Genomic DNA, 13,984 nt, shown 5'->3' with positions numbered 1-13,984 from the left:
TCAGCGTCGGGCCGGAAAGGCATCCGGGCAGGCCGCCCGAAGTTTGTCCGCGGTCAGATAGATCAGATCGCCGGCTTGATGAATGCGTTCGGATTCCCCGGTGGGACCTCCGGGCGAGGACCGTTGCGCGTCATCTCGGATGACCTGGCCCAGCAGCGCGAAACCGTCCGCCCAGCTGTCCAGGTCCTCCTTGATTGCAGGATCGGAAACTGATTGCGCCGCGGCGCGTACCTTGGCGCTAAGCGCGACGGTGCCATCGGCTTCGGCAAGTGGGATGTTCTCGTCTCGAGCTAGCGCATCCATCGAGTTTTCCGACTCCACTCGCCACAGCTGGGCCAACTGGGCCACCACGGCGCAGTCGTCGGCGGAGGCGACAGGTGACGTGCGGTGATGTCGCACCGCCCAGACAACGCCGGCTGCCAAGCAGGCAATGGCGACAAGTGCCGCGATGGCCGCGGCCCAGCGTCGGTACCGACTCGTGGTCATGTCAGGCTCGATTCGTTCTGGGGCCTCGCGGCTGGTGCGGCAAAGTCGGCCGGTCGTTCCGTGCCGAAACTGCTTGCGTAGAAACTCTGCAAAACGGCCTTCCACCGTTCCCTACCCGTCTCGATGGGCCGACTGGCGGTGAAAGGCGCCTCGGCATAGGTGCCGCACGCGACGCCCGCAGCCCGTTGGCCCGCGCATCGACCAACCTAAGCATGCGCGCAGTCGACTTTCATTGCTCAGCCAATGAAGCAGCGGTGTAAGCGCAGAAGGGCCCATCGGGTCTACCATCCGCAATGTGACCATGACACAGCCCTGGCCTGTACCACCTCCAGTTCAACCGCACCGCCGAACCGCGATCGCACTTCCGGTACTAGCTGGTTTGACAGCTGTGGCCGCCTTGATCGTAGCCATCTTGGCACTCGTCCGGCCATCGCCCGGTCCCGCATACACCGCGGCTGAAAAGACCGCAGCGCGGAAACAACTATGCGTCAAATACAAGCTCGCATCGCGCGCTGCCCACATCGAAACTGCGCCGGATGGCGACACTGCACGGGCACGAATCTCGATGATTAACGGTGCGCTTATGCTCGAAACCGCGGCCGCAGACCCAGCGCTAGCCCCAAAGGATCGCGACGCGGCACCCGCGTTAGCGGCCGCTTATCAGAACATGGCAGCTACAGGAAGCCTGGCGGACGCCGCAAAATATCAAGCGGCGATCGAAACTACGAACGCCAAGGTGGGAACGATGGAAGAGCTCTGCGGTGAGTGACCTACCGCCCTGGGCCTGGTCAGCCTGGCTGGTGGGTGCCTCATGGCCCGCGGCGCCTACGCAGCCGACGCTCGGAATCAGCTTCTGGACCGACCATGCCGATGTCAAAGAGCGAGAAGCTGGCGAGTTAGACAAAGTCCTCACATTCTTCGGAGAGAACAACCGCGGCCACACCGCCGAAGACATGATTGCCAAGCTGCGGACAGGAATAAAGAGGCTCAGAAAAATTGGCGACGACTGCCGCGCTAAGAGCACCGCCAACGGCAGAGTTGCTGATGCGGTAAACCATCTTCGCGATCGGCTGACCGAGATCGCGCGTCAAGGCAACCAAGAGATCGATGACATCCTTTCGCGGCAAGGCTCGGTGGAATCGAAACTGCCTGAGATCAACGGGGTGATCGCCAAAGCCAACGCTTTAGCGGCGAATGCCGGCATTGACGCCAATAGTGCAATTATCAACGCGACCCAGTCGACGTTCAACGACATGGACGTCGCCCAAGACGCCCAGGAATGGCTTAAAAACCACGGCGCCAACTTCGGCATACCACCCACGCCACACATCAGCGCGGATGACGTGAACAGGACCCCTCACAAAGGCGGAGGAACCGACGGCGGCGGCGGCGCTACAGACGCCGGAACCGGCGGGGTCTCCGCTAATGGTCCGGGTAGCGATGGCACTGTCGGTCCAGCCGGCGCGCTACCGGGCGGCACCAACACCGCACCCGGCGGTAACACTGTCGGCCCAGCCGGCGCCACACCCGGCAGCACCAACACACCCGGCGGAGCCAGCCCCGCCGGCAGCGCAACCAACGGGAACACTGTCGGTCCAGCCGGCGCCACACCCGGCAGCACCAACACGCCCGGCGGAGTCAGCCCAATGGGCACCGCACCTGGCGGCACCAACACCGCACCCGGTGGTAGCACTGTCGGCCCAGCCGGCGCCACACCCGGAAGCGCCGGCCCACCTGCGGGAGTCAGCCCAGCCGGCAGCACAACCACTGCCAGCAGCGGAAGCACTAGCGGTGGCTCAGCCAACACAGTGGGCAGCGGTGGGAACGGTGGCGGCGGCCGAGGCGGCGACGCTAGCGGCGGCTCAGCCGGCACAGTCGGCGGCGGCGGAAACGGCGGCGGCGGACCGCTCGACAGTGCGACGATTGCCCCTGCGAGTGGCGCAGGCATTGGAATGTCCTCCCCAGCTCCGGGCGAAGGAGGTGGCATCGGGTCGCCCCCACTGTCGTCCCTGCCGGGCCTCGGCGGGGGAAGCGGCGGCCCGACGACCCCGGCTTCCGGCGGTACCACCGTCGCCTCCTCGGGTGATCGTCCCGCACCGGGTAAGCCGACCGCCGGTGCGTCAGGGCAGTCGGCTGCCTCGGTGGCCGGCAACATGGGGGCCGGCGGGACTGCGGGCGCGGGGGCCGGCACGGCCGCAAGGCGTCTGGCCGAACATCAGGATCTGCAGCGCACCCTCGAAGCGGTGGCCCGGCAGGCACCGAGCCTGGCCTGGGCCGCCGGGTTACGCGAAGACGAGACCACCACCGTCGTGGCCACCGACCTGGCCGGCGGCTGGATTCCCCCCACGGTCAAGCTTCCCCCCGGAGTCACCCTGCTCGAACCGGCGCAGCGCCGCCTCGGCACCAGCGCGGTCGGTCTGCTCGGTGCGGTGATTGCAGCGGCAACTCACGAACCGAACACCTACATCACCGAGGCAGACCCGCACGATCCGATTCCCGGGACCGGGGAACGCGCCCGCTACGGCCGGCATCTCGACGAACTGGGGCCGACACTGATCGACGCCGCCGGGGGCCGGTACCCGGTTGCCGCGCATCGTGCAGACCGTCGCACAGGCGATGGCCCGCAGATCCGGCGTCGCCGACAACGAGATCGAGCTGTTCCGGCAGGTGGTCAGCGACACCGCGACGCGAGTACTGTCGGCCTATCCCGAACACGCGCCCAGGGATGCCGCCGACTGGATGCTGTTGGCCGCCATCGACGCCCTGATCGAGGGAAGCGAGGAACTCGCCCGCTACCACCTGGCGTGGCACCAGGCGGTGTCGGCACCGCACGGAGGGTTTAGGCCATGACAGACCCGATCGAAGTCAACCCGCTGGATTACATGGCGATAGCGGCCGGCCTTCCGCCGCTGCCGATCCCGCCCGGACCGGTCCACCCGGGCGGAACGTCCCCGGTCGACGCCACAATGGCGGCCTTTGGTGCCGCAACCAACCTGAACTTGGTGGAGACGAACACCCACCTCGCCGAAGACCATGCCGACCGCACCGGCCATGCCGCTGACGCGGCGCAAAAGTTCGCTACCCACGAAGGCGACGCGGTCTCGCAGTTCCAGGATGTCGCTTCCCAGGGCGACGCACAGCAGGGCGCCCAGGAAGCCATGGGCGGAGCGATGCAGGGCATGACCGGAGCGATGCAGGGCATCACCAGCGCACTCAGCGGCGCGCTCGGTTCGGTGAGCAAGCTGCCGCAGGGCTTGATGCAGGCCGGCCAGGGTGCGCTGTCGCCACTGATGAGTGCGGCGCAGTCCCTGGGCAAGGCAGGTCTCGGCGGCACCGGCGCCACCCTCGCCTCCGACATCAGCCCCGCTGCCGGCTTGGGAGGCGGTGACCTCGGCACCGGCGGAGGTGGCGGCGGCGGGCTAGGCATGGGCACCACCCCCGCCAGCAACCTCGGGCCGCCCCCGGTGCCGGGAACTTCGACACCGACGACTCCCACCAGCTCGCTGGCGAACACCGGCGCGGCCGGTCCCAGCGGCGGCACGCCCGCCACCGGCGGTGCCGGCGGCGGCGGAATGATGCCGATGATGCCGGGCGGCGCCGGCGCGGGCGCCAAGGGCGGCAAAGACGACAAGGTCGGCGAGAAGCGGATCGCCGCCCCTGGAGTCCCCAACGGCCAACCGGTCAAGGGCCGCACGACGGCCCCGCCGAACGTCCCGGTGACCAAGTCCGTCGCCAAGGACGCCGGCCCAACCGGCCTGACACCGCTGAAACGCATCGTCGACAAGGACGATACGTCGAAGTAGTGGCTCAGCTCGTGTCATGCATCGCCGCGCGATTATGTGTGTATATTTGTGTGTATGGCCCGATTGAACGTGTACGTTCCAGACGACTTGGCGGAGCGAGCCAGGATGCGGGGTCTTAACGTTTCGGCGCTGACCCAGGCCGCGATCAGCGCCGAGTTGGAGAATTCTGCAACCGACACCTGGCTGGAGGGGTTGGAGTCCAGGAGCACTGACGCTCGACACGATGATGTGCTGGATGCACTCGACGCCGCCCGCGATGAGTTCGGAGCGTGAGGACGTCCCCCGCTTCACGACCAGAGCAGGTGGTCATCGACGCCAGTGCCATGGTGGATCTGCTTGCCCGAACCCCGGATCGGTTCTCGGCGGTGACTGCGCGACTGGCTGGCACCGTGATGCACGCGCCAGCACACTTCGACGCCGAGGTGCTGTCGGCGCTGGGGCGCATGCATCGCGCTGGTTTACTCGCCGCTGCGCAGGTGGAGGCGGCGCTGGATGAGCTCGGTCGAGCACCAGTGACTCGACACGAAGTCTCGTCGTTGCTCGCTGGAGCGTGGGCGCGGCGCGAGATTCTGCGCCTCACCGATGCCCTCTACGTCGAACTAGCCGACACCGCAGGACTGGTGTTGCTCACCACGGACCAGCGGTTGGCACGTGCTTGGCCTGCGGCCGAGGCCGTCGGCTGACACCAATGCGACTGCGTCGACGCTTCACCTGTCTACGACGAGCTCTGCGTTCTGTCGCGTGAGGAACGGGCCGATCAAGTCGACGACGACCCAGTGCCGCGCCTCCTCGATGCCGGTGATGATTCCAAGGTTCTGGGTGGATCCATCTACGTGTGCCGTCACGGGAGCGCCGACTAGCGCCTCGCCGATCGGCGTGGCCGCATTGTCCGCGGCGACGACGACCCGGTGGATGCCGGCCGGGAGGTTTCGCAATTCCGGCGTAGCGGCGGGATCGAGTAGATGCCCGGCGGCAACACGCCCGTCCAAACCGGTCCAGGCTGCCAGAGCCCGGCTGTCCTCTACCGCGTCGGCCGTCTGAACGGCCCCAGCTAGCGGTGGCTCGTCGTTGATTGTGGCATCGACGGGCAGAACCCAATCATCGCGCCCGGAACTGAACACCGCGAACGGAGATATCGGCATCGTCCACGACTTACCGGCCACGCTCGGGCTCGCGTCGCCGGAAGTCAGGTACGTGATCTCGCCAATCTTCGTCTGAGTCGGAGCCAACCCAGCGGCTTCGACCTTCATGATGGCGACCGGTGCGTTCTGGTCGCCGCGAGCACATTGGGCAGCGGTCACAAACCCGGAGAGTCGCCTTCCCGGGTCGTTCGCGTGCGGGAAATGCACGTAAAACCCGGCCGTGCACACCGTCGTCGTTCCGTCACCCACCAGTACCTGCATCGCGAATGCAATCGTGATACTGGACCGGGCACCACGGCCGCGTCGTTTACAGGAGGTGGCAACGGATTAGCCGATCGCGTTGCAACTGCGGACGACTGCCCGGTCCAAATCCGCAACTGCCCGTCGGTGACCCGGGCGCCGAACGCAGGCCGCAACGACGGCGCGAACGGTGCACTGGGGGATGTCAGCCCTGTTCGGGCCACGGCCGGCCAACAACATCATGCCCAACACGAGGATCGCGCGGGCGGGGCGATCATTGACGGCTTTTCTTGGCCGGATCGGGAGTGCAGGTCGTCAGGAAGGCCTTGCCGTCCTGAGCGGCCACCTCGGTCGGGTTGAGCCAACTCGGCCTTGCTGGGACTGAAGTAGAGTGCCACACGCGTGATGCCGGTGCTGCTCTCGCGCCCGTGCCGCGTCGGCGAATGCCCCCGTCACGTCCGGCATAGCGCAGAAACTACTCGTATCGCCGTCACCGCGTCACCGCCAGCGGCTGGTTCCTATACCGGTGGAACGGCGAAAATCACCCTCCAGCCGATGGCAACGTCAACTGCAGAAACCCCGCACCCCACGGTTGCAGCATCACATCGACGGGCCAACTCACGCGATGGTCCTGCCCCCGCAGGTAGTCGCCGCTGACACCGACGGCCTTGACAGGCTTCCCATGGTTCTCGAAGACCAACAGGCTGGCTTTGGATTGAAAGAAGTTCGATCGGATCACCGGTGCGCCGACGGTTTTCTCGATGAAATCCCGCTCGGTGTATTCATGAAACAGATGCACCTCATCCCAGGGCCACGAGGTGAAGTCACTCAGTCTGCCCGACTTACCTTGATGCAGAAGGCTTTCTAAGCCGTTGTTGAGTCGTTGATCGTTGTAGTCGATGTCCATCGATTTCCTAGTGAACTCACAACTCGTCAACCAGAAGCACAGCAGTAACAGACTGAGCGCAGTGCGTATCGGCGTTGCTTTGATCGCCACGGTCAGTATCCTCCTGCTGATGTTCCGTAGCCGCCGGGTTGGCCCGGATCGTAGACCCCGCCGGGCCCGGCACCGGTCGGCGTGGGCGCCTGGCCCGGCAGCGTCGCGTTCGTCGTCGTGCCTGCCTCGCCCCAGGCAACGGTGTGGCTCCAGGCCAGCTTGTCGCCGCTGGGCGCAATCACGACCGTGTCGCCCCTGTCCACAGCCTGCTGCACCAGGTCGGCAAGCTGCGCCGGAGTGGCGCGCGGGTTAGCTGCTGCGATTTCGCGTCCGACTTCGTTGTTGTACAGATCCATCGCCTCGGCGGCGGCGGGGTTGTTGGGCAGTCGTTCGTGCGCGGTCGCGAAGTCGCGGGTCCAGTCCTCGCCGAATCGTTGCGTCATCAGGGCATTCCAGTATGCGTGTCGGAAGGCGTCGGTGTGGTTGTCGGCGGTGTCGTTGGCCCCATTCTGGGGCGGGAAACGCACCTTGGCTTCGGTTGCGGCGGCTTCCTTGATTTGGTTCAGATCTCGCAGCGCAAACGGTGAGAGGTCCTCGAGCATGCGCGCCTCCCCCGCGGTCACGTGCACGGGGTCGGTGGCCAAACTGAGTGGCCACGGCGGCTCCCAATCGAGTTCGCCATCCGGGTCCTCCGACACCTGGTACGTCTTCAAGATCTGCTCAAGCGGGTCGACGGGCGGCGGACCGTGTTGAGGGAAATCGGCCGATTGGATAGTTCGGTCCCCACGAAGCGGATAGCGCCCGGTCAATGCCTGCACCTGCGCCGCCCGCTGCTGGCTGTCAGCGGCGGCGTCGGCAACGATCTTGTGGATCTCGCGGGTTTTGCCGGCCAGGTATGTCTGAAACGCTCGGGCGCCGGCCGGAGTGTCCAGCCCCGGCCAAGAGGCGGCGGCTTGCTGGATCTCGACTTCCAGCGCATCGAGGCGCTGCCGCGACTGCAGGTTGAACTGGTGAGCGCCGCGCAGGACCGACTCGAAGCCCCGGTCGAGCTCCACCGACGTCGCCAACCGCCGCACCAACTGCTCTTCGCGCGCCCGTGCCGCATCGGCGAATGCGCCCAACACCTCCGGCATGGCGCAAAAACTACGCCCATCGGCCTCACCAAGTCATCGGAAGTGACTGGTTCCCGCTGGCTGACGCCAGTATTGTCGTCGCGGTGCGGTTGTCGCGCCTGCGTCAAAGGAGCAGCTAGATCATGCCGCTGAGTCTGTCGAACCGGGACCAGAACTCCGGTCACCTGTTCTACAACCGCCGGTTGCGCGCGGCCACCACCAAATTCTCGGTGCGGATGAAGCACGACGACCGCAAGCAGACCGCCGCGATCGTGCTGTCCATCGTGTTGATCTTCATCGGCATGGGCTGGATGCTGCTGCTGAACGTGCTGCGGCCGGCCGGAATCGTGCGGACCTCGGCGATCGTCGGTGACCGCGACTCGGGCGCGATCTACGCCCGCATCAACGGCCGGCTGTATCCGGCGCTCAACATGACCTCGGCACGGCTCGCGGTCGGCAACGCCGAGCTTCCCACCTGGGTCAAGCCCGCGGAGATCGCCAAATACCCGACCGGCCCGATGATCGGCATCCCCGGCGCGCCGGCGGCGTTGATCGCCAGCACCGGCGCTCCGTCGGCGTGGGCGGTCTGCGACACCGCGGGCTCACCGCGGCGGGCCGAACACCCGGTAGTGACCGCGATCGCGGGCACCTTGAGCCGCGCCGGCCGGGCCGCACCACTGGCCCCCGACGCCGCGGTGCTGACCCGTTTCCAGGGCGGCACCTACGTCATCTGGGGCGGCAAGCGTTCGCAGATCGATCCGGCGGACCGGGCGATCACGTTGAGCCTGGGTATCGACCCGGGAACGACTGTCCCCGTCGAGATGTCGCGGGCGCTGTTCGACGCGCTGCCCAGCACCGAACCCCTGCGGGTTCCGGCGATCCCGTTGGCCGGGACACCATCGCACTGGGTGCCCGGCTCCCGGGTGGGCACCGTCCTGGAGACCCGGACCGCCGGCGGCGGCTCCCAGTTTTACGTGCTGCTGCCCGATGGGGTGCAGAAGATCACCAGCTTCGTGGCTGATCTGATCCGCAGCGCCAACTCGTTCGGCTCGGTGGCGCCGCCGGTGCTCAGCCCCGACAAACTGGTCAACATCCCCGAAGTCGGCACGCTGCCGGTCGAGTACTACCCGAACAGCCGGTTGAAGTTCGTCGACACCGCCGCCGACCCGACGACGTGCGTGGGCTGGGAGAAGGCCTCCGGAGATCGCCAGGCCCGGATCACGGTGTTCAACGGCCGCGGCTTGCCGGTGTCACCGGCTATGGACAACCGGATCGTGCACCTGGTGCGCGACGACCGCACGCCCGGATCGGTGGTGGCCAACCAGGTGCTCGTGCTGCCGGGCGCGACCAACTTCGTGACGTCGACCAGCGCACTGCTTGAGTCCGATTCACGTGAAACCTTGTTTTGGGTGTCCCCCAACGGGGTTCGGTTCGGCATCGCCGCCGAGGACGAGACGCTGCGCGGGCTCGGACTGGACCCGGCCTCGGCGCAGCAGGCACCCTGGCCACTGCTGCGCACCTTTGCGGCCGGCCCGGAATTGTCTCGGCATGCCGCCCTGCTGGCCCGCGACACGCTTCCGTCCACCGGCGCGGTGATGCCGGTGGCGCCCAATAATCAGCAGGCCATGCCGGGAGGGCACTGACCGATGTCGAAACGAGCCTTCGTGCCGGCCCGCCTTCAGGTTCCCGAACCCAAGCCGGTGCGCGTCGCGCCGCGAGCGCCCGATGCGCTGCCGGAACGTGAACCGCGCAACCTGTGGGTGATGATCGGTCTTCCCGCCCTGGTGGTCGCTCTGATCGGCACCATCGTGATGCTGTATGTCTCCGGGGTGCGCAGCCTCGGGTCGGGCATGTTCCCGATGGTCGGCATGGCCGGGCTGGGCATGCTGATGTTCTCCGGGCGGTTCGGGCGGGCGCGCAAGATCAGCTGGGGCGAGCAGGAGAAGAACCGGCGCAGCTACCTGCGGTCACTCGATGCCGAACGCGACGAGATTCAGAAGGCGGTCTGCGCCCAACGCAGCGCCCAGGAAATGGTGCATTCCAACCCCCAGGGGCTAGGCGCCGTCATCGGCGGCCCGCAGATGTGGGAACGCCGCCGCTCCGACCCGGACTTCCTCGACGTCCGGCTGGGCGTCGGTGTGCAACACGCGCCGGACTCGGTGCTGTCGGTGCAGTGGCCGGAGATCCCGGTCGACGAGGAACTCGAGCCGGTCACCGGCCAGGCGCTGCGCGACTTCATCCTGGAACAGCGCAAGATCCGCGACATCGCCAAAGTGGTCAACCTGCGCTCGCGCCCGGGGTTCAGCTTCGTCGGCGAGGACCTCGACCGGGTCCGCTCCCTGCTGCGCTCCGTGCTCAGTGCGCTGGCGGTGTTCCACAATCCGCTCGACGTCAAGTTGATGGTGGTGACCCGCCACCCTGAGCTGTGGTCGTGGATGGTGTGGTTGCCGCATAACCAGCACGACGAGCTGTTCGACGCCTGCGGATGGCGCCGGCTGGTCTTCACCACGCCCGCTGAGCTGGAGTCGACGCTCGGCGCCGATTTGCACATGAAGGGCAAGCGCGGCGCGTGGCGGCCGCCGTCGGCGCCGAGCCCGACGACCATGGGCTCGGCATTGGAGACCGGCGGTGACGGGCACGATCTCGGGCCGCACTGGGTGATCGTCGACGACAACACCGGCAGCCCCGAGGCGTGGGAGAGCGTGGTCGGACGCGTCGGCAAGGAGGGCATCACGGTATTGCGGGTGGCCTCCCGGCTCGGCACCGGCGTCGGGTTCGCCCGCGACGAGATCTTCGAGGTCCTCGACCATCCGTCCCGGCACAATCGCACCGACGAGCCCTCCGCAGCCCACCGCCGGAACGGCCGCGGCGCCGAGCCGTCCCCGCCGCCGATGTTGCGCGCCGGCGGCAAGTTCTTCGCGCACGCCGACCAGCTGTCGGTGCCACGCGCATACCGCTACGCCCGCGCGATGGCGCGCTGGACGCCGACGGCGAGCGTCGACGTCACCGACTCGGGCAGCGGCGCGCTGGAACTGCTGCGCGCGCTGGGAATCGACGACGCGCGCGAGCTGAACGTGGACCGGCTCTGGGCCGAGCGGCGCAGCCGCGGCGACGAGCGGTGGGCCGAGATCCCGGTCGGGGCCAAACCCAACGGCGAGTTGCAGAACATCGTGCTGCGCGCAAAAGACTTCGGCGGCTTCGGCTTCCACTCGGTCGTGATCGGCACCAGCGGTTCGGGTAAGTCGGAGTTCTTCTTGTCGCTGGTGTACGGCATCGCGCTGACCCACTCGCCAGAGACCTTCAACGTCATCTTCGTCGACATGAAGTTCGAGTCCGCCGCCCAAGACATCCTCGGCATCCCGCACGTGTCAGCGGCGCTGTCCAACCTCGGCAAGGACGATCGTCATCTCGCCGAGCGGATGCGGCGAGCCATCGACGGCGAGATCGCCCGGCGCTACCGGCTGTTCAACTCCGTCGGCGCGCGCGACGCCAACGACTATGAGGAGATCCGGCTGGCCGGACGCGACCTGGAGCCGGTGCCGATCCTGCTGGTGGTGATCGACGAATACCTGGAACTGTTCGCCAACCACGGCAAGTGGATCGACCTGATCATCCACATCGGCCAGGAAGGCCGCGGCGCCAACGTCTTCTTCATGCTCGGTGGCCAGCGCCTGGACTTGTCGTCGTTGCAGAAAGTCAAGTCCAACATCGCCTTCCGCGTCGCGCTGCGCGCCGAGTCCGGTGACGACAGCCGCGAGGTGATCGGCTCGGACGCCGCGTACCACCTGCCGTCGAAGGAGAACGGCTTCGGACTGCTCAAGGTTGGTCCGCGGGATCTGGAACCCTTCCGCTGCTTCTACCTGTCGGCACCGTTCATCGTGCCCAAACGCAAGGCATCGACAGCCAAGACCCTCGATATGACGTTGACAAAACCCCGCCTCTACACCTGGCAGTACCAGCCACTGGACGAGGCGGACGCCCAAGCGCTGCAGGACATGTCGGCCACCGACGCCGAACCGGACGAGTTCCTGCTGCACGCCGACGGCTTCAAGAAGAAGAAGATCGTCGACGTGCTGCGCGAGTCGCTCATCGCCGCCGACCGCAAAGCACCCCACCTGCCGTGGCTGCCTCCGCTGGAGGTCTCCGAGCCGGTCGACTCGCTGGTTGCGCTGTACCGGGGCAAATCCTGGGACGTCGACTACGGGCGCAACCCGGGCCTGGTCTGGCCGCTGGCCATCAAGGACATCCCCGAGGACGCCCAACAGCTGGTGCACTGCGTCGACGTGCTGCGCAGCAACGTCATGGTGGTCGGTGCCAAGAGCCGCGGCAAGACGACGACGCTGATGACGCTGATGTGTTCGGCGGCGCTGATGTACACCCCGGCCCGGCTGACGTTCTTCTGCGTCGGCGGCGCCACCCTGGGCTACGCCGAGACCTTGCCGCACGTGGCCGACATCGTCTCCCCGGCCGACCGCGAGGGCGTAGAACGCACCGTAGCGACGATGGCCGCGCTGGTCAGCGCCCGCCAGGACACCTTCCGGCGGGACAAGATCGACATCAACGAGTTCCGGGAGCGGCGGTTCGGATCCGGCGCCGACGGCCTTGGCGGCACCGACCCGAACGACCCGTACGGGGACGTGTTCCTGGTCATCGATGACTTCTCCGACCTCTACGCCGCCGACGCCGTCCTCGGCGACCGGATCATCGCGCTCAGCGGTGTCGGCCCCGAATACGGCGTGCACCTGATGACCAGCGCCTCCGGCTGGATCCACGGCCAACGCCAGACATTGCTGCAGAACTCCGACGTCCGTATCCAGCTGCGGCTGCAGAACCCGGGTGAGAACGAGATGGGCACCGCCTCGCTGGACGCGCGCGACGCCGCCAAACGCACCGTCAACCGGCCCGGCTTCGGGCTCACCGAATCCCTGCACGAGATGCTCGTCGGGATGCCGGAGCTGGCAGGCGAGGACGGTTCCCGGATCGGGACCCGCGAACTGGGCACCCGGGTCGCCGAGGTCGCCGGCGTGACCAAGCACGCCACCCTCAAGCGGCTCCCACCGGCAGTGGCGCTGTCGGAGGTGCTGGCCTACGACGTCGCCCAGCGTCCGCCCGCCCAGACCGCGCCGTCGATCGCGTTCATGATCGGTGAGCAGCACGACCTGCTGCCGGTCCCGCTGGAGCTGTCCGAACACCCCGGCATGATGATCCTGGGCCGTGCGCTGTGCGGCAAGAGCGCCACCCTGGCAGCGGTCGGCGAAGCCGTGATGGCACGCTTCGGCCCCGAACAAGCGCAGATCACGATCATCGACCCCAAGACCGGGCCGCTGCGTGACCTGCAGGGCCCGGGTTACGTCAACGCCTACGCCTACGACCAGGACGAGATCGACGAGGTGCTGACCACGCTGGCCCAGCAGGTGCTACTGCCCCGGCTGCCCGCCAAGGGCCTGAGCCAAGAGGAGCTGCGGGCACTCAAGCCCTGGGAGGGCCCGCGCCACTTCATCCTGATCGACGATGTCCAAGATCTGCGCCCGGCACAGATCCACCCGGCCAAACCTCCAGTGGGCGCCGCACTGTGGAAGCTGATGGAACGCGGACGCCAGGTCGGCTTACACGTCTTCGCCACCCGAAACTCGTCGAACTTCGGCCAGCTGGAGATGGACCCCTGGGTGAAGACGCAGCGCAGCGCCAAGGTGCCGACGCTGTTCATGGACAACGACCCGCAGAACAAGGTCAGCCGGAACGTGCGCGCGCAAGCGCTGCCCGCCGGCCGCGGTTTGCTGGTCATCGACGACTCCAGCGTGGAGGGCGTGCTGGTCGGCGTGCCGTCGTCGATGATCCACAATTTCGAGCAACAATAGCCTTTTTTTGCCTGGGTGAAGTGACGAGTACCGCACCTTCGGTTTAGGATCTAGTCCGACCTGCCAGCGTCGGCACATCAGCGATGAGGTATCGGGAGGAAACATGTTCTCTGTGGAACCGGAAGCTGTCCTGGCATCATCCGGTGTCGAGGCGGCGATCACCGCGGAGACCGCCGCGGCCGCCTCCTCTGCCAGCCCGGCGCTGCTCGGCGTACTGCCCATGGGCAACGACCCGGACTCGATCGCGTTCCAGGCGGCCCTGCTGGCCGCCGGCACCGAATACCTCGGCATCGTCGCCGAGCACTCGGCCCAGCGCGGCTTGTTCTCCGGAGCCCAGGCGACCGCGGCCGGCGTCTACAGCGCCACCGAGGCGTTGCGGGCAGCCACCGCTGCGCTCGGCGGTTAG

14 protein-coding genes and 1 pseudogene are annotated in these 13,984 nt (G+C 67.1%); 9 read left to right on the top strand and 6 right to left on the bottom strand.

Features of this window, described 5'->3' with window-relative positions:
- On the bottom strand, positions 1–591 hold the full coding sequence (locus tag AC5Y4Q_RS08545) for a hypothetical protein (RefSeq protein ID WP_125225029.1): 591 nt from the start codon (positions 589–591) through the stop codon (positions 1–3).
- 283 nt (positions 592–874) lie between these two features.
- On the opposite strand from AC5Y4Q_RS08545, the gene AC5Y4Q_RS08540 reads away from it, so the two are divergent.
- Entirely contained in the window at positions 875–1,255 is a 381-nt protein-coding gene (locus tag AC5Y4Q_RS08540; protein WP_235663910.1) for a hypothetical protein, read from the top strand.
- A gap of 127 nt (positions 1,256–1,382) precedes the next feature.
- Here the strand turns inward: AC5Y4Q_RS08540 and AC5Y4Q_RS08535 are convergent, their stop codons facing one another.
- On the bottom strand, positions 1,383–1,586 hold the full coding sequence (locus AC5Y4Q_RS08535; protein ID WP_125225030.1) for a hypothetical protein: 204 nt from the start codon (positions 1,584–1,586) through the stop codon (positions 1,383–1,385).
- A 153-nt stretch (positions 1,587–1,739) separates the two neighbouring features.
- On the opposite strand from AC5Y4Q_RS08535, the pseudogene AC5Y4Q_RS08530 reads away from it, so the two are divergent.
- Positions 1,740–2,882 (top strand): annotated as a pseudogene (locus AC5Y4Q_RS08530) (DUF5632 domain-containing protein); the annotation flags it as partial.
- Here AC5Y4Q_RS08530 and AC5Y4Q_RS08525 read toward each other — a convergent pair.
- Complete coding sequence (locus AC5Y4Q_RS08525) at positions 2,769–3,080, bottom strand: hypothetical protein (protein WP_499958642.1); 312 nt, start codon at positions 3,078–3,080, stop codon at positions 2,769–2,771. The pseudogene AC5Y4Q_RS08530 and the gene AC5Y4Q_RS08525 overlap by 114 nt on opposite strands.
- Position 3,081: 1 nt before the next feature.
- Here AC5Y4Q_RS08525 and AC5Y4Q_RS08520 point away from each other — a divergent pair, with 1 nt between their 5' ends.
- Genes AC5Y4Q_RS08520 through AC5Y4Q_RS08505 form a run of 4 tightly spaced genes read left to right on the top strand, consistent with a single transcriptional unit; the run spans position 3,082 to position 4,972 of the window.
- Entirely contained in the window at positions 3,082–3,336 is a 255-nt protein-coding gene (locus AC5Y4Q_RS08520; protein WP_235663911.1) for a DUF5631 domain-containing protein, read from the top strand.
- Positions 3,333–4,289 (top strand): hypothetical protein, encoded by a 957-nt coding sequence (locus AC5Y4Q_RS08515; protein ID WP_064924323.1) that lies wholly within the window; start codon positions 3,333–3,335, stop codon positions 4,287–4,289. The genes AC5Y4Q_RS08520 and AC5Y4Q_RS08515 overlap by 4 nt, the downstream gene beginning before the upstream one ends.
- Positions 4,290–4,343: 54 nt before the next feature.
- Positions 4,344–4,562, top strand: a complete 219-nt coding sequence (locus tag AC5Y4Q_RS08510; protein WP_064924322.1) for a type II toxin-antitoxin system CcdA family antitoxin — start codon at positions 4,344–4,346, stop codon at positions 4,560–4,562.
- A complete protein-coding gene (locus AC5Y4Q_RS08505; protein ID WP_064924321.1) occupies positions 4,559–4,972 on the top strand; it encodes a type II toxin-antitoxin system VapC family toxin in 414 nt (137 codons plus the stop codon). Before AC5Y4Q_RS08510 ends, AC5Y4Q_RS08505 begins: the two co-directional genes overlap by 4 nt.
- A 24-nt stretch (positions 4,973–4,996) precedes the next feature.
- Here the strand turns inward: AC5Y4Q_RS08505 and AC5Y4Q_RS08500 are convergent, their stop codons facing one another.
- The 3 genes from AC5Y4Q_RS08500 to AC5Y4Q_RS08490 all read right to left on the bottom strand — a co-directional run bounded on the left by AC5Y4Q_RS08500 (position 4,997) and on the right by AC5Y4Q_RS08490 (position 7,741).
- Entirely contained in the window at positions 4,997–5,692 is a 696-nt protein-coding gene (locus AC5Y4Q_RS08500) for a hypothetical protein (RefSeq protein WP_235663912.1), read from the bottom strand.
- Between the two features lie 520 nt (positions 5,693–6,212).
- The gene (locus AC5Y4Q_RS08495; RefSeq protein WP_064924320.1) at positions 6,213–6,578 is read right to left on the bottom strand and encodes a hypothetical protein; all 366 of its coding nucleotides are present in this window, start codon (positions 6,576–6,578) and stop codon (positions 6,213–6,215) included.
- Between the two features lie 92 nt (positions 6,579–6,670).
- Positions 6,671–7,741, bottom strand: a complete 1,071-nt coding sequence (locus AC5Y4Q_RS08490) for a DUF4226 domain-containing protein (RefSeq protein WP_234786508.1) — start codon at positions 7,739–7,741, stop codon at positions 6,671–6,673.
- Positions 7,742–7,863: 122 nt separating this feature from the next.
- Here AC5Y4Q_RS08490 and eccB point away from each other — a divergent pair, with 122 nt between their 5' ends.
- The 3 genes from eccB to AC5Y4Q_RS08475 all read left to right on the top strand — a co-directional run bounded on the left by eccB (position 7,864) and on the right by AC5Y4Q_RS08475 (position 13,984).
- Positions 7,864–9,363, top strand: a complete 1,500-nt coding sequence (eccB, locus tag AC5Y4Q_RS08485) for a type VII secretion protein EccB (protein WP_064924319.1) — start codon at positions 7,864–7,866, stop codon at positions 9,361–9,363.
- A gap of 3 nt (positions 9,364–9,366) precedes the next feature.
- A complete protein-coding gene (gene eccCa / locus AC5Y4Q_RS08480; protein ID WP_499958637.1) occupies positions 9,367–13,578 on the top strand; it encodes a type VII secretion protein EccCa in 4,212 nt (1,403 codons plus the stop codon).
- Positions 13,579–13,681: 103 nt separating this feature from the next.
- Complete coding sequence (locus AC5Y4Q_RS08475; protein ID WP_064924317.1) at positions 13,682–13,984, top strand: PE domain-containing protein; 303 nt, start codon at positions 13,682–13,684, stop codon at positions 13,982–13,984.

The sequence above is a fragment of the Mycobacterium sp. NGS16 genome, assembly GCF_059813225.1.
Note: the sequence above shows the minus strand (reverse complement) of the source record. Positions and strands in the feature narration are given on the sequence as shown.